11 protein-coding genes are annotated in these 15,048 nt (G+C 67.9%); 7 read left to right on the top strand and 4 right to left on the bottom strand.

Annotated elements, in window-relative coordinates:
- Window positions 1-24: 24 nt before the first annotated feature.
- A complete protein-coding gene (locus ACH4YP_RS01580; RefSeq protein WP_398488835.1) occupies window positions 25-732 on the top strand; it encodes a response regulator transcription factor in 708 nt (235 codons plus the stop codon).
- On the top strand, window positions 729-2,159 hold the full coding sequence (locus ACH4YP_RS01585) for an ATP-binding protein (protein ID WP_398488837.1): 1,431 nt from the start codon (window positions 729-731) through the stop codon (window positions 2,157-2,159). Before ACH4YP_RS01580 ends, ACH4YP_RS01585 begins: the two co-directional genes overlap by 4 nt.
- 39 nt (window positions 2,160-2,198) lie before the next feature.
- Here the strand turns inward: ACH4YP_RS01585 and ACH4YP_RS01590 are convergent, their stop codons facing one another.
- Window positions 2,199-3,623, bottom strand: coding sequence for a family 43 glycosylhydrolase (locus ACH4YP_RS01590; protein ID WP_398489441.1), 1,425 nt, complete (start codon window positions 3,621-3,623; stop codon window positions 2,199-2,201).
- A 111-nt stretch (window positions 3,624-3,734) separates the two neighbouring features.
- The gene (locus tag ACH4YP_RS01595) at window positions 3,735-5,171 is read right to left on the bottom strand and encodes a family 43 glycosylhydrolase (protein WP_398489443.1); all 1,437 of its coding nucleotides are present in this window, start codon (window positions 5,169-5,171) and stop codon (window positions 3,735-3,737) included.
- Window positions 5,172-5,574: 403 nt separating this feature from the next.
- Here ACH4YP_RS01595 and ACH4YP_RS01600 point away from each other — a divergent pair, with 403 nt between their 5' ends.
- Window positions 5,575-10,809 (top strand): family 43 glycosylhydrolase, encoded by a 5,235-nt coding sequence (locus ACH4YP_RS01600; RefSeq protein WP_398488838.1) that lies wholly within the window; start codon window positions 5,575-5,577, stop codon window positions 10,807-10,809.
- Between the two features lie 85 nt (window positions 10,810-10,894).
- On the opposite strand, the gene ACH4YP_RS01605 is transcribed toward ACH4YP_RS01600, so the two are convergent.
- Both ACH4YP_RS01605 and ACH4YP_RS01610 read right to left on the bottom strand, forming a co-directional pair.
- The gene (locus tag ACH4YP_RS01605; protein WP_398488840.1) at window positions 10,895-11,743 is read right to left on the bottom strand and encodes a helix-turn-helix domain-containing protein; all 849 of its coding nucleotides are present in this window, start codon (window positions 11,741-11,743) and stop codon (window positions 10,895-10,897) included.
- 18 nt (window positions 11,744-11,761) lie between these two features.
- Window positions 11,762-12,517: a DUF6879 family protein gene (locus ACH4YP_RS01610; protein ID WP_398488841.1), complete on the bottom strand. Its 756-nt coding sequence runs from the start codon at window positions 12,515-12,517 to the stop codon at window positions 11,762-11,764.
- Between the two features lie 168 nt (window positions 12,518-12,685).
- Between ACH4YP_RS01610 and ACH4YP_RS01615 the strand changes: the two genes are divergently transcribed.
- From ACH4YP_RS01615 to ACH4YP_RS01630, 4 genes are all read left to right on the top strand, one after another.
- Entirely contained in the window at window positions 12,686-12,889 is a 204-nt protein-coding gene (locus ACH4YP_RS01615) for a hypothetical protein (RefSeq protein ID WP_398488842.1), read from the top strand.
- Window positions 12,886-13,107 carry a hypothetical protein gene (locus ACH4YP_RS01620; RefSeq protein ID WP_398488844.1) on the top strand — a complete coding sequence of 74 codons (222 nt, stop codon included), beginning with the start codon at window positions 12,886-12,888 and terminating at the stop codon, window positions 13,105-13,107. Before ACH4YP_RS01615 ends, ACH4YP_RS01620 begins: the two co-directional genes overlap by 4 nt.
- On the top strand, window positions 13,104-13,280 hold the full coding sequence (locus tag ACH4YP_RS01625; protein WP_398488845.1) for a hypothetical protein: 177 nt from the start codon (window positions 13,104-13,106) through the stop codon (window positions 13,278-13,280). Before ACH4YP_RS01620 ends, ACH4YP_RS01625 begins: the two co-directional genes overlap by 4 nt.
- 172 nt (window positions 13,281-13,452) lie before the next feature.
- Complete coding sequence (locus ACH4YP_RS01630) at window positions 13,453-15,033, top strand: S1 RNA-binding domain-containing protein (RefSeq protein ID WP_398488846.1); 1,581 nt, start codon at window positions 13,453-13,455, stop codon at window positions 15,031-15,033.
- The last annotated feature ends 15 nt before the right edge of the window (window positions 15,034-15,048 follow it).

Below are 15,048 nucleotides of genomic sequence, written 5' to 3' on the forward strand. Positions count from 1 at the left end.
AGACACGTGAAGCACTATGGGCACGTGGAAAAAGTACGACTTCTCGTCGTGGACGACGACCCGCCCATCGCCGACCTGGTCGCGACGGTCGCCCGCTACGAGGGCTGGGAGGCGGTGACCGCGAACTCCGGCGAGGAGGCGCTGCACCGGGCCGCCGAGTTCCATCCGGACATCGTGGTGCTCGACCTGATGCTGCCCGGGCTCGACGGCTTCGCCGTGCTCGACCGGCTGCGGCTGTCCGGGACGATGGTGCCCGTGGTGTTCCTGACCGCGCGGGACGGCGTGGCCGACCGGGTCGCGGGCCTGACCAGGGGCGGCGACGACTATCTGGTGAAGCCGTTCGCGGTGGAGGAGCTGATGGCGCGGCTGCGGACCGTGCTGCGCCGCAGCGCGGGTCCGGCCTTCCAGCGGTCGGTGCTGAGTGTCGCGGACCTGACGATGGACGAGGACACCCGCGAGGTGCGCCGCGGCGACCGGCTGCTGACGCTGACGCCGACCGAGTACGAGGTGCTCCGCTATCTGATGCGGAAGTCGCCGACCGTGCTGACCAAGGCGCAGATCCTCGACCATGTCTGGGAGTACGGCTTCGGCGGCCGGTCGAACGTGGTGGAGCTGGTCATCAGCCGGCTGCGCCGCAAGCTCGACGGCAACTACCTCGACGGCACGGACGGGGCACCGCTGATCCACACCGTGCGGGGCGTCGGGTACGTCGTCCGGCAGGTCGCGGAGTGATCCGCCGTTTCGCGGAGAACTACCGCAGACTGCGCCTCGGCACCCGGCTGGCCCTGGGCATGGGCGTGCTCTCGCTGGTCGTGTTCGCCGTCGTCGGGGCATCGCTGTCGATGTACATGCGGGGCTATCTGGAGCGCCAGCTCAACGACCAGATGAAGCTCGTCCAGATCACCCAGTCCAAGGACGTCGAGGCGTACGGAACCGTGCAGGGCAAGCCGTACTACGGCTGGTACACCGCCTCGTACGAGCTCTCCGCCGACTCGGCCGTCCTGCGCAAGCCCGCGGACGTACCGGCGGACGCCGACGAACTCGCCACCGTCGCCGAGGCGTTGCAGGCCTCGGGCCACGACCCGCTCTTCCGCACCGCGCACATCGAGGGGAAGGGCACGTACCGGCTGCGGGCCTGCGAGCCCGAGCCCGGGGTGGTCCTGGTCACCGCGGCGCCCATGGACGACATCGAGGACACCATGGACCAGCTGGTCACGGTCCAGGTCGTCGCGTTCGTCCTGGCGCTGGTGGGGCTCGTGGTGTTCGGCCGTGCGGTGCTGCGGCGGGGTCTGAAGCCGCTCAGCGACATGGCGCACACGGCCCGCGGCATCACCTCGCACGACTTCACCGACTCGGCGCGGCTCCCGGTGCGAGCCGACCGCGGGAACGGCGGCCCTGAGGTCGAGGAACTGCGCACCGCCTTCAACACCATGCTGGAGCACATCGACGACTCGCTGGCCGTCCGCACGAAGGCCGAGCAGCGGCTGCGCCGCTTCGTCGCGGACGCCTCGCACGAGCTGCGTACACCCCTGATGTCGGTACGCGGCTACGCGGACCTCTTCCAGTACGCGGCGGCCAACGAGCCCGAGGAACGGGAGAAGCACCTGGCCCGGCTGCGTGCCGAGGCGGCCAGGATGGGCGTGCTCCTGGACGACCTGCTGCTGCTCGCCCGGCTGGACGCCGCCGAGGTCGAGACACCGGTGCGGCTGGAGGACGCGGATCTGGCGGAGCTGGTGCGCCAGGCCTCGGACGCCTTCCGCGCGGCCCGCCCGGACCATCCGCTGACCGTGACGGCCGGTCCGGACGCGGTGCGGCTGCGCCTCGACGCCCTGCGCATCCGACAGGTCCTGGACAACCTCCTCACCAACGCCGCCGTGCACACCCCGGCCGGTACGGAGGTGTCCGTGGAGGTGTCGGTCGTGACCGACGCCGCGGTCGTCCGGGTCACCGACGCCGGTCCGGGCATTCCGGCCGCGGACCAGGAGCGCGTCTTCGACCGCTTCTTCCGTATGGACAAGGCCCGCACCCGCGACCGGGGCGGCAGCGGCCTCGGCCTCGCGGTCGCCCGGTCCCTGGTCCAGGCCCACGGCGGCACCATCGACCTGACGAGCCGCCCGGGCACGACGACGTTCACGATGAGGCTTCCGCTGACCCCCTGAGGGGCGCAGGGCTTGAGCGCCCCTCAGTGCGAGACCCGCCTACTCGGCGTAGAACGTGGCGTCCGCCTTCGCCGTCGTCGTGTCGGCCGGCTGCGTGACGAGCAGATAGTTGTAGTGCCGGATGTAGCTGCCCGCGACGTTGTACGACTCGAAGGAGACACCCGCGGACGCGTCGGCCAGTCCCGCCCGCCGGTAGAAGCTCGCGTCTTCCTTGAAGGCCGTGGTCCCGTCGCTCTTGTCCACCCAGACCTCGCCGTTGCTCCGGTGGCGGAGGTAGTAGCCCGGGAAGTTCGCCGACTCCAGGGAGACGGTCCCGGCGCCGGCCAGACCGGTCACGACACGGAACTGGGAGTCGGCGAGGTTGGTGACGTTCGGCTCGATCTTCGCCCGGTACTCCCAGTGCCGGATGAACCGGTCGGGGAAGTTGTACGAGGAGAAGCGGACCGGGGTGACACCGTCGGCCACCGGGATGCCGAGGTTGGGCGTGCCATCGGCGTTCCAGTACAGCTTCTGGTAGCGCGTACGGCGGTTGGGGTCGTTGAGCGGGTCGCCGCTGATGTCCTTGTAGTTGCGGTCGTGGTAGACGAGGATGTCGGACTTTCCGTCCTCGGACGTGGTGAAGGTGTTGTGGCCCGGGCCGTACTGGCCGGTCGCGTCGTTGCTCTTGAAGACCGGGGTCTGGGTCTTCGTCCAGGAGGCCGGGTTCATCAGGTCGGCGGTGGCGTTGGCGGTCAGCAGGCCGAGGCAGTAGTTGGCGTCGGTGGCGCTGGCCGAGAAGGTCATGAAGACCTTGCCGTTCCGCTGGATGACGGCCGGTCCTTCGTTGACGCGGTGGCCGACGGTCTCCCAGGAGAGGGTCGGGGTGGAGATGCGCGCCGGAGTACCGCTGATGGTCCAGGGGTTGGACATCGGGGCGAGGTAGATGCTGGTACCCGTGCCGACCGCCGGGTCGTTCTGCGCCCAGCTCAGATAGCGGGTGCCGCCGACGGTGAAGGTCGTCGCGTCGAGCGAGAAGGTGTCCAGCGGCAGGGCGATGCGGCCCTTCTCGGTCCAGGTCCCGGTCAGCGGGTTGGCGGCGCTGGTCTCCAGGACGTACGGCCGGATCTTCCAGATGTCGTTGGTGGCACCGGCGGCGAAGTAGACGTACCACTTGCCGTCGATGAAGTGGATCTCCGGGGCCCAGATGTGCGCGCCCATGTCACCGCTGGCGTGCTTCGTCCAGATCGTCGTCTCGGCGGCCGTGGACAGTCCCTGGAGGGTGGTGGCCCGCCGCATGACGATCCTGTCGTACGCGGGCACGGTGGCGGTGAAGTAGTAGTAGCCGTCGGTGTGTTTGAAGATGTGCGGGTCGGCGCGCTGTTCGGCGATCGGGTTGGTGAAGGTGACGGCGGGCGAGGCGGGGGCGGCGGCCTCGGCGATGCCGGAGGTCAGGGCGGCCAGGGTGACGAGCAGTGCCGTGACCACCCTTGCGATCGTGCGTCTCACTGAGTTCCTCTCGATCACATGGAAGACGAATGCGTCTCGATCAGGTCGAACGCGTCGGCCGAGCCGGACGCGCGCCGGTCACGCCGTGGGTCACGTCGTCGGCTTGAACTGCCACTGCTGGCAGGTGTTGTTGAGCCAGGTCCACTGACGCACGTCGACGCCGTCGGCCGTACCGCAGTTGGCGACGTCGGCGACCTTGCCGGTGCTCTCGTTGACGATCCGCACGTAGTCACCGGTGGCCGTGTACACGAGGCGGTACTTCTGGCAGTTGTTGTTCAGCCAGGACCACTGGGCGATGTCGGTTCCGTCGGCGGCGGCACACCCGGCGGTGTCCATGACCTTGCCGGTGGCCACGTTGACCAGTCGGCTGGTGTCGTTGGCCTGGTCCTCGATCCGCCACTTCTGGTTGGCGCCGCCGTTGCAGGTCCACTGGAAGATGTTGGCGCCGTCCGCGGTGCTGCCGCCGTCCACGTCAAGGCACTTGCCGCTGTTGCGGTTCACCAGCGTGTACGCCGTCGGGGTCGCCGCGGTCTCCCCTGACGGGCCGGGCAGGGTGGTGCCGAGGGCGACCGGGGTGCCGAAGTTCGGCGTGCCGTCCGCGTTCCAGGTGAATTTCTGGGCGCGGGTGGTCCGGCCGTTGCCGCAGCCGCCGTTCGCGGTGTTGTTGCCGTGGTAGACGATCCAGTTCTCGGTGCCGTCGGGCGAGGTGAAGAAGCCGTTGTGGCCGGGGCCGTAGACGCCGGCCGCGTCGTTGCGCTGGAAGACGGGGGTCTGCTTCTTCGTCCAGGCGGACGCCAACAGCGGGTTGGTGCCCGTCAGTTCGAGCTGGCCGAGCTTGTAGTCCGCGGTCTGGCAGTGGCTGGCGGAGAAGGTGAGGAAGGTCCGGCCGTCGTGGTACAGCGGCTCGGGCCCCTCGTTGACGGCACCGCCCGAGGTCTCCCAGCTCAGCGTCGGGCTGGAGATGACGCTGAAGGTCGAGCTGCTCAGCGTGTACGGGTTGCTCATCGGCGCGATGACCAGGCTCTGCGTACTGCCGTTGATGAAGCCACTGCCCAGCAGGTACAGGTTGCCGTTGTGCTTCAGGACGCTGGCGTCGATGAGCCAGCCGCCCGGAGTGAGGTTGGAGCCCGAGAGCTGGTTCTTGAAGGTGTACGGGCCCATCGGATCGGTGCCCGCGCTCTCCAGAACGTAGGTGCGCTGGGAGTCGCAGCAGGCGACGCCGCTCTGCCCCGCGGAGTAGTACAGGTACCAGTGCCCGTCGAGGAAGTGCAGTTCGGGGGCCCAGAAGTTGGTGTTGCGGGTGGAAGTGGTGTCACTCCACACCTGGACGCTGGGGGCCGCGGACAGACCGGCCAGGGTCGGCGACTTCCGCATGGTCAGCACGCCGGTGAACGACGTGGTGACCAGGTAGTAGTTGCCGTTGTAGTACTCCAGCCAGGGGTCGGCGCCCTTCTGCGCCTTGACGGGGTTGGTGTACGGCCGCCCCTCCGCGGCCGTGGCGGGCTGCGTGGCGACGGAGGCGAGCATCACGAGCAGCGCTGCCACGAGGGTGCACCAGTGACGGGCACGGAACACGGCGGATCCCCTTCCGATGAGCACATTGTTCGCTACGTTCGAAATGCCGTACAACGTGCGTAACTTCGACCAGAAGATAGGTACGCGCGGTGTACACGTCAACGTTTCTGACGCGTTTGGTTTCGGTCGGCTTTCCGTGACGTAAAACCGCGAACGCCACGCGGACCTACGGGTGTTGCGTAAAGTCCCTCACCCGTTCGACCTGCCGGACATTGTTCGGAACCTCTTGACGCCCCCGTTCACACCGCTTCACACTCTCGCAACGCGACGTCACACACGCGAAACGGCATGAGCCCGCTGCTGAGACCTCGCGGTCCTTTCCTTCCGGCATGTCTCAGCAGAGGAAGTTGAAGCGATGCGACTCGCGAGACCTCTTGGCCGTACGAGACCGAAGCCCGTTGGCCGTACGGGACGTTGGGCAGGAGGGCTCGCGGGACTGACCGCGGCCTCGCTGCTCCTCGGACTCGCCGGGCCCGTCGCCCCCGCCCACGCGGCCGGGAGCGCGGACATCACCGACGGCCTGGCTCTCTGGTACAAGCTCGACGCCGCCTCCGGCAGCACAGTCGCGGACGCCTCCGGCAACGGCCGGACCGGCACGGTGAACGGCACCGCCACCTGGTCGAACGCCGGTGAGGGGCTCTCGTTCAACGGCTCCGACACCTACGTCAAGGTGCCGGACAACATCATGAGCGGCATGAACTCGATCTCCGTCTCGATGGACGTGAAGGTCGACTCCGCGCAGAACACCCCGTACTTCGTCTACGGCTTCGGCAACACGAGCGGCTCCGCGGGCAACGGCTATCTGTTCACCACCGGCAGCACCTTCCGGACCTCCATCGCCTCCGGCAACTGGTCGACGGAACAGACCACCCAGCCCTCACCGGCACGCGCCATGACCCGTGCCGTGTGGAAGCAGGTCACGTACACCCAGACCGGCAACACCGGTGTCCTGTACGAGGACGGTGTGGAGGTGGCCCGCAACACGGCGGTCACCATCACTCCCGGCTCCATCGGCTCCGGCACCACGACCGCCAACTACCTCGGCAAGTCGGTGTACCCGGGTGACAAGCTCTTCAAGGGCAGCATCCGTGACTTCCGGGTCTACGACCGGGCGTTGGCCGGCTCGGAGGTCGAGCAGCTCTCCCTCCCCGTCGCCACTCGGGGCGTCGCCGACGACAAGGCCGCCCTCACGCTCGGCGACACGAGCGCCGTCGTCGCGGACGTGACCCTGCCGACCACGGGCACGGCGGGCGGCTCCACCATCAGCTGGAAGTCCGACACTCCCTCGGTGGTGTCGGACTCCGGTGCCGTCACCCGCCCCGCCGCCGGCGAGCCGGACGGCCACGCCACGCTCACCGCGACCCTGAAGAAGGGCTCAGTGACGGACACCAAGTCCTTCGACATCACGGTCCCGGCCGCGTTCGACGACGACACGGCCACCGAGCGGGCCGCCGAGGCGCTGAAGGTCGACAACCTCGACGACGTCCGCGGCAACATCACCCTGCCGGCGACCGGTTCGTACGGCACGAAGGTCGGCTGGACCTCCGCGAAGCCGGACGTGGTCTCCGCCGACGGCGTCGTCCACCGCCCGGCGCCCGGCGACGGCGGCACGACCGTCGAGCTGACCGCGACCGTCACGAAGGGCGACGCGAAGGCGACCCGGGTCCTCACCGCGAAGGTGCCCGAACTCCCCGCCGAGGCACCCCTCAAGGGCTATATGTTCAGCTACTTCACCGGCGAGGGCACCTCGGACGGCGAGCAGCTCTACTCGGCCCTCAGCAAGGGCAACGACCCTTTGAAATGGCGGGAGTTGAACGACGGCAAACCCGTCCTGACCTCCACGCTCGGGGAGAAGGGCCTGCGCGACCCGTTCATCATCCGCTCCCCCGAGGGCGACAAGTTCTACCAGATAGCCACCGACCTGCGGATCTACGGGAACGGCGACTGGGACGCGGCCCAGCGCACCGGCAGCAGGTCCATCATGGTCTGGGAGTCCACCGACCTGGTCCACTGGACCGACCAGCGACTGGTCAAGGTCTCACCCGACTCGGCCGGCAACACCTGGGCACCCGAGGCGTTCTACGACGAGAAGCTCGGCTCGTACGTCGTCTTCTGGGCGTCGAAGCTGTACGACAACGCCGAGCACTCGGGCGACACGTACAACCGCATGATGTACGCGACCACCCGTGACTTCCGCACCTTCAGCGAGCCCAAGGTGTGGATCGACCGCGGCTACTCGGTCATCGACTCGACGATGATCAAGCGGGGCGACACCTACTACCGGCTGTCGAAGGACGAACGCGACAACTCGTCGTCGACCCCCAACAGCAAGTTCATCTTCCAGGAGAAGAGCGACTCGATCCTCGACGAGTCCTGGGACTTCGTGGCCGAGGGCATCGGCAAGGGCGCGATGAGCGCCGCCGAGGGACCGCTGGTGTTCAAGTCCAACACCGAGGACAAGTGGTACGCGTTCCTCGACGAGTTCGGCGGACGCGGCTACATCCCCTTCGAGACGACGAACCTCGCCTCGGGCGACTGGACCCCGTCCACGGGATATGACCTTCCGTCAGAACCCCGCCACGGCACGGTACTTCCGGTCACGCAGGCCGAGTACGACCGGCTGCTGAAGGCGTATCAGCCGGACCAGATCGTCGAGTCCGTCGAGGATGTGAAGGTGACGACGGGCATCGGTGACGCACCGGTCCTGCCCGCCACGGTGATCGCCGAGTACGCGGACGGCGTCGAGCGGCCCGTCTCCGTCACCTGGGGCGACGTCCCCGCCTCGGCGTACGCGCAGGCCGGCACGTTCACCGTGCAGGGCAGCCTGCCCGACGGCGCCGCGCTGCAGGTCAAGGCCGAGGTCACGGTCTCGGCGGAGGGCCCCGAGGTGCCCGCGGACCTGGTCCTTCACTACGGCTTCGACGAGACGGGCGGCAGCATCGCCCGTGACTCCAGCGGCCACGGCTACCACGGCACGTACGTCCGTACGCCCGACTTCGGGACCGGTGTGGACGGCGGCTCGTTCAAGATGTCCGGCGGTTCGAGCAGTTCGACCACTTCCCCGTACGTCAGAATCCCGAACGGCGTGCTGAAGGGCACGGACAGCGTCACCGTCTCCACGTACGCCAAGTGGAAGGGTGGGGACAACTTCCAGTGGCTCTTCGGTCTCGGCCCGGACAGCGACAAGTACCTCTTCGCCACTCCGTCCAACGGCGGTGGGAAGCTCTTCTCGGCGATCACCAAGGCCACTTGGTCGGGCGAGAAGCAGCTGACCGGCGGCTCGCGGCTCACCTCAGGTGAGTGGCAGCACGTCACCGTGACCGTGAACGGCGCGACCGAGACGGCGGTCCTCTACGTGGACGGCGTCGAGGCGGCCCGGGCGACCGGCATCACCATCAAGCCGTCCGAGCTGTACGACGCGTCGAAGGGCTACTCCGGCTACATCGGCAGGTCCATGTACTCCCCCGACCCGTACTTCGGCGGCGAGGTCGACGACTTCCGGATCTACAACCGAGCGCTGTCGCCCACCGAGATCCTGGAGCTGAGCGGGAACACCACGGGGATCGCCACGGCGACCCATCCCGCGCTGAAAGTCGACGCGATCATCGACGACGCGGACAGCAAAGTCACCCTCCCGCTGGCCGAGGGCAGTGATCTCACCGCGCTGGCACCGGAGTTCGGCCTCGCCCACGGTGCGTCCATCAGCCCCGCGTCCGGCTCGCTCCACGACTTCACCGAGCCCGTGAAGTACGAGGTGACCGGCTCGGACGGCAAGAAGCGCACCTGGACGGTCAGAGCACTTGAGATGAAGAGCCCGGTACTGCCGGGGCTCAACGCCGACCCGAACATCACGAGATTCGGCGACACCTTCTACATCTACCCGACCACCGACGGCTTCCCGGGCTGGAGCGGCACCCGGTTCAAGGCGTACTCCTCCAAGGACCTGGTCCACTGGAAGGACCAGGGCGTCATCCTCGACCTCGGTCCGGATGTCAGCTGGGCCGACAGCAGGGCCTGGGCGCCGGCGATCGAGGAGCGGAACGGCAAGTACTACTTCTACTTCTGCGCCGACGCCAACATCGGTGTCGCGGTCTCCGACTCGCCCACGGGCCCGTTCAAGGACGCGCTGGGCAAGCCGCTGCTGAAGGCGGGCCAGTACCCGGGCCAGATGATCGACCCGGCGGTGTTCACCGACGACGACGGCACGCCGTACCTGTACTGGGGCAACGGCAGGGCGTACGCCGTGCCGTTGAACGACGACATGGTCTCCTTCGACGCGTCGAAGGTCACCGACATGACTCCCAGCGGCTACAACGAGGGCACCTTCGTCATCAAGCACAAGGGCACCTACTACTTCATGTGGTCGGAGAACGACACCCGGGACGAGAACTACCGCGTCGCCTACGCGACCGGCTCCTCGCCCACGGGCCCCTGGACCAAGCGCGGAGTGATCCTGGAGAAGGACCTCTCCCTGGGCATCAAGGGCCCCGGCCACCACTCGGTGGTGCACGTCCCGAACACCGACGACTGGTACATCGCCTACCACCGCTTCGCCATCCCGGGCGGTGACGGCACGAACCGCGAAACCACCGTGGACAAGCTGGAGTTCGACGCCGACGGGCTGATCAAGAAGGTCGTCCCGACGCTGTCGAGCATCGACCCGGTCACCATCGTCCGGGCGGGTCCGGACGCGATGGGCACGGAGGGGAGCGCGATCCCGGTCACGGGCACGATCTCCGGGGCGGGCAAGCCAAGGTGGACGGTCTCGGGCGGGGGCTCGGGCGGAGCGCCCTGCACGTTCGCCGACCCCGAGGCAGTGCTCACGTCGATCACCTGCGCCGACGACGGTGCGTACGAGGTGACGCTGACCGGCGGCCGTAGCAGTGACACGCTCACCGTGACCGTGGACAACGCGGCGCCGGTGATCACGTCGGCCACGGGGCCCGTCTCGGCCGTGTCCGTCGGCAAGAGCGCGGCCGTCAAGGCCCTGTTCACCGACCTTGGGTCCGACGACACCCAGACGTGCGAGGTCGACTGGAAGGACGGCACCGAGCCGTTCAAGGGCACCGTCACGAGCGCGGGCTGCGCGGCCACGCACACCTACAAGAAGGCGGGCATCCACCGTCCGGTGGTCACCGTCACCGACGACGACGGCGGCAAGGACAGCACCCAGTTGCCCGAACTGGTCGTCTACGACCGCGCGGCCGGTCCGATCGCCGGTGTCGGAGTCATCTCTTCCCCGGCGGGCGCGTACCCGGCGAAGCCCTCGCTGACCGGTCTCGCGGGCTTCTCCTTCGGTGCCGCGTACAAGAAGGCGAAGGACACCGTGCCCAGCGGCAACGCGACCTTCGACTTCGCGGCCGGCAAGCTCAAGTTCCGCTCCACCGGCTCGGACTGGCTGGTCGTCACCCGAACCGAAGCCCAGTACCAGGGCTCGGGAACAGTCAACGGCACGGGCGGCTACGCCTTCCGCATCACCATCACCGACTCCCCCGACACCTACCGCATCAGGATCTGGAAGAAGTCCACGGGAGAGGTCGTCTATGACAACCGCGTTGGCACGAAGGCGTACGGGATCGTGTTCGGCTGAGAGCTGAGGCTGACGGCTTGCCCACCGCTGGGCGGGGCGGCGCTCGGGGTCCATGATCCCGAGCGCCGCTCTGCGCGTCGGGCTGTCAGGCGGTAAGGGCCTGGCGCGCGGCTGTGATGAGTCGGTGCGCGTCGGCCCCGTACACGGCGGACTCCCGCAGTGTGTTCCAGGTGCGGAGGTAGGTGTTCACGCTGGGCCCGTCCTCGATCCACAGCTCGGAGTGCCAGGTCTCGACGATCACGCGGTTGTCGTCGTAGACCCAGAAGGCCGTGGCGGGCGGGATCTTGAGCGAGGCACTGAACGGGAGGATCCCCAACTCGACCGTGTCCAGGCCGACTACGCCGGACAGCCGGTCCAGCTGCGCGGCCAGGACAGACTGCGGACAGATGAGCGCCCGCAGCGCGGGCTCCCACAGCAGCAGGTGGAAGCGTTTCGTCGGGTCGTACAGCGCCTCCTGACGCTTGATCCGGGAGCGCACGGCCTCCTCGGTGTCCCGGGGCGACTGCTGGAGTTCGGCGTAACGCTTGAAGATGTGCCGGGCGTAGTCGGGGGTCTGGAGGATCCCGAAGATCATGGACGACTCCCAGCCACGGAACACGGACGCGTCGGCGTGTGCGGCCAGGTGGGTGTCCTGGACGGGCTTGTGCCCCGAGGCAAGCTGCCGCCGCCATGACCGTATGTGTGACTCGAACCCCCTGAGGCGGGCAAGGAGTTCGTCGTACGCGTCTGGCCGGCCGGTCTCCTCGGCCCAGGCGTGCAGATCATCGGGCGTGGCGGTCTGCTTGCCGTTCTCCAGTTTGCTGATCTTGGGCTGCGGCCAGCCGAGCCGCTGGGCGAGTGCGGAACCGGTGAGCCGACCGCCCGGGGCCGTGAGTCTCAGCTCACGCAGCCGAACGCCGAGCGCTTCACGCGCCTGCTGATAGTCCGTGCCCACCGGTTCCGTTCACCTGTCCTACTCGGTCGTGGCCAGGTCGGCGGCAAAGGTCTCGAACGGCACGGCGTAGTGCCCGGCGGCATCGCGCACCTGAGCGTACCGGTTGACCTCAACCGGCTCCGTGATCAGTTCCACGTTCACGAGGTTGTCGGCCTCGTCGAAGTTGAGCCGGGCCACCAGCCGGGAGTCGAAAATCCAGAAGTCCTCTCCGGGCAGCTGGAGCGGCTCGGCGTCGGCCCGCCGGAGCTGCCGGATGTCCTCGCCCACGCCACTGTTCCGCCGGGCGTTGTCGAGCAGGTAGAGCTGACCCGGCGTGGGCGGGTTGTCGACGATACGGACCCGCTCGAACCGCTTGCCCCGGGCAGTCTGTTCGCGGCGCTCAGCGCACCACTCTGCGTCCCTGCCCTCCCAGTCGACGGGCTCACCCCGGAGGAACTGCGCATAGGTGTCGGTGAGCTCGTCGGACGCGTACCGGCGGCGGGTCTCCAGCCGCCAGGCCGCGTGCTTGAACTGGGTGAACAGCCGGTCGAACTCATCCAGACCGATGGTGTTCGGCACGCGGGTGACCTCCTTGGGGCCGAAGTCGACGAGCAGTTCACGCGGAACGATGATGGGCACCTCGCCCTCCCCAAGGTGCCGCAGGCGGGCGATGTCGTCAGGGTCGGTGAGTACCGGTCCGTGAATGATCACCTCGCCGGTGTCGCAATCCTCATGCACGGCGGGGCAGCCGTTCACACCACTCCCGGTGCCGTTGAAGCGCAGCCGTCGCGCCATGATCAATTCCTTTCGCCGAGGTTTTGACCAGCTTCGCGCCGTGGTGCCTGTCCCGGCGATGGCCTCCCTGCCACTTCGGAAGAATCTTCAGGTATAGGACCTAGCTATCCGAGAATAACCTCGAATAGCTGCTAGCCGCCTCAACGGTCCCTCCAGAACGCTCAGTTCATGGCCACAGCACAGGAGCGGGGCACCACGGACGCCGTGGAAGCAGCCGAAGTTCTACGGGATGCACTGACGGAGGCGGGGATCGTCCTGCCGTCCCTGGGAGCGGACACGGGGTCCCCCTCACTGAACCTGATCACCCTGGGCCGGGTACGCGTTGATGTCGCGCAGCGGCTCGCCGCCGTCGTCCCGCAGGGGTGCACATGAACGAGTACTCGCCTCAGGACGGCGACCTGGTGTGGGACGAGGAAGCCCGAAAGGTCGGCGAGGTGATGGACCGAGTCGGGACACGCTGGCAGCTGAGGCCGCCGGGTGGCGGGCGGGAGTGGGACGCGAGCGGCCCTCTGCGGCCCGCTTCTGCAGCGGAGAGACTGTCGGCAGGCGTGGCCCTGGCCAACGCCCGGAGCCGGGAAGCGGCACCGTGAGCGCGCCCACGACCCGCATCCCGCCACTGTCGGCAGAATGCACGCTCGCCCAGCGGCCTGACTACAAGGGCCTACACCGTGAGTGCACCCAGATCGAGGACGTACCTCTGCCCCACTCGTACGGCATCCTCCTGGTACAGCGGTGCGGCTGCTCCTGCCACGGCACGAAGTGATAGCCCCAACAGCAAGGACCCCGGCCGGTGTTCCCCCTGACCGGGCTCCGTCGTGGGTGACAGCCGGCGGCCCTCCGTTGTCGGCGGCGGCTGTCGCAGTTCTGTGCATGGGTGAGGTGCTGCCGTCGTCAATCCCTCGGCCGGCGTGAGTGCCGTGATGGAGGATAGGGACGTGCAGCTCCCCTACGTCTACCGCGTGACCAAGTACGACCCCGCCGACCGTGACGATCACGGGCACTACGCCGGCACCGAGGACACCGTCAGCGATCACGGCGAGATCGAGACGGCCTATCTTCAGGCGGTCGAGGCGTTCGCCGCGGAGGTCGGTATCGACCGCTTGTCCGTCCGCGAGCCCCAGGTCCCGTCCCTCGCGCACTTCGGCGTCGAGCGGCCCATCGACCGCTTGTCCGTCCGCGAGCCCCAGGTCCCGTCCCTCGCGCACTTCGGCGTCGAGCGGCCCTCGGACGACTTCGGGCTTGACGGGCTCTTTCCGAACCGTCTTGCCGGCTTCCACGACGGAGCAGAGGTGCCGCTCAGTCTCGGGCTGGAGCTGGTTCGGCTCATGCTGCGGGACAGCGGCGCCTGGTGTCGGCTGGAGGCGGAGGGCACATTCGCTGTGCACGTCGGATGGGACCAGTACCTCTACATCGGCAGCAACCAGGCCTGCGAGGAGGCACTGACCCGGACCCGCGCGCTCGGGCTGTTCCCGGAACGCCTGGACGCTTCCCCCTACGACGTGGAGGCCGACAGGAATCACGTCCAGCGGCCCGGCGACGACGACTTTTGGGCCGGTCTGCACTGGTCAGTCGTCATCGGCCGAGCCGCGCTCCTGGAGGAGACGTACATCGAAGGCGCCTCACGGTGGCACCACCTCACCCGCGACGCCATCGACACAGTTCGCGCCGGGATCGCTCCCCGCGCCCGGCTGGCCGTGTGGCCCGACCTGTCCTCCGACGTCGACGCAGTTCTCGGCGCCCTCCCCACCGAGGGCCTCATAGAATGTGTCTGGCAGGACAAGGATGGCCGGCTCCACAGCGCTGTCGCCGACGAGGACACGTTTTCGGAGCTGACCGCCCGGATATCCGGTGCCGACGCTGCAGCGCTCCTGTCCGTGTATGCCGATGAACGTGCGCCTCTGTTCACCGCTGTCATGCCTGACAACGACGGAGTGGTGCGGGCCCGCTGGCAGACCGAGCCGACGCCGAGCGACCGGAACTGGGCCTTCCTCAAAACCCTTCACCAAGGTGAGATCGTCACCGGCACGGTGACCCACATCGCCGACTTCGGCGTCACCTTCGTGGACATCGGCGGCTTCGAGGCAATGATCAATATCCCCGAGCTGTCATGGCGTCCCATCAGCCACCCCTCCGACATCCTCTCCGTCGGTCAGGAGATCAGCACCGAGATTCTCAGCGTCGACGCCATCCGTGAACGCGTATCACTGTCCCTCAAGGCGCTGCACGAGGATCCGATGCATCTGCTGACCGGGCTGACCGGCCAGACGATCGTCGGCCGCGTCACCAAGCTCGTGCCGTTCGGTGTGTTCGTACGCGTTGAAGACGTGGAGAACGGATTCGAGGGACTGGTGCACAACTCCGAGCTGTCCGACGGGCGTCCCGACAGCCCTCAACTCGGCATCCAGGTCGGTGACGCTCTGCCTGTCAAGGTCCTGGACGTCGACCCGGTCCGGCGCCGGATCACTCTCTCGCACCGGCAAGCGACCTCGGTCGACGGGGATGAAGCCGACGCCTGAATGCTCCGACCAGGG

Source organism: Streptomyces sp. NPDC020747, assembly GCF_044334695.1.
Classification (GTDB): domain Bacteria; phylum Actinomycetota; class Actinomycetes; order Streptomycetales; family Streptomycetaceae; genus Streptomyces.

Excerpts from the sequence above, each read along its gene's own strand:
- ACH4YP_RS01620 (WP_398488844.1), top strand. The coding sequence starts at position 12,886 with ATGAACGAGTACTCGCCTCAGGACGGCGACCTGGTGTGGGACGAGGAA.
- ACH4YP_RS01610 (WP_398488841.1), bottom strand. The coding sequence starts at position 12,517 with ATGGCGCGACGGCTGCGCTTCAACGGCACCGGGAGTGGTGTGAACGGC.
- ACH4YP_RS01595 (WP_398489443.1), bottom strand. The coding sequence starts at position 5,171 with ATGCTCGCCTCCGTCGCCACGCAGCCCGCCACGGCCGCGGAGGGGCGG.
- ACH4YP_RS01615 (WP_398488842.1), top strand. The coding sequence starts at position 12,686 with ATGGCCACAGCACAGGAGCGGGGCACCACGGACGCCGTGGAAGCAGCC.
- ACH4YP_RS01600 (WP_398488838.1), top strand. The coding sequence starts at position 5,575 with ATGCGACTCGCGAGACCTCTTGGCCGTACGAGACCGAAGCCCGTTGGC.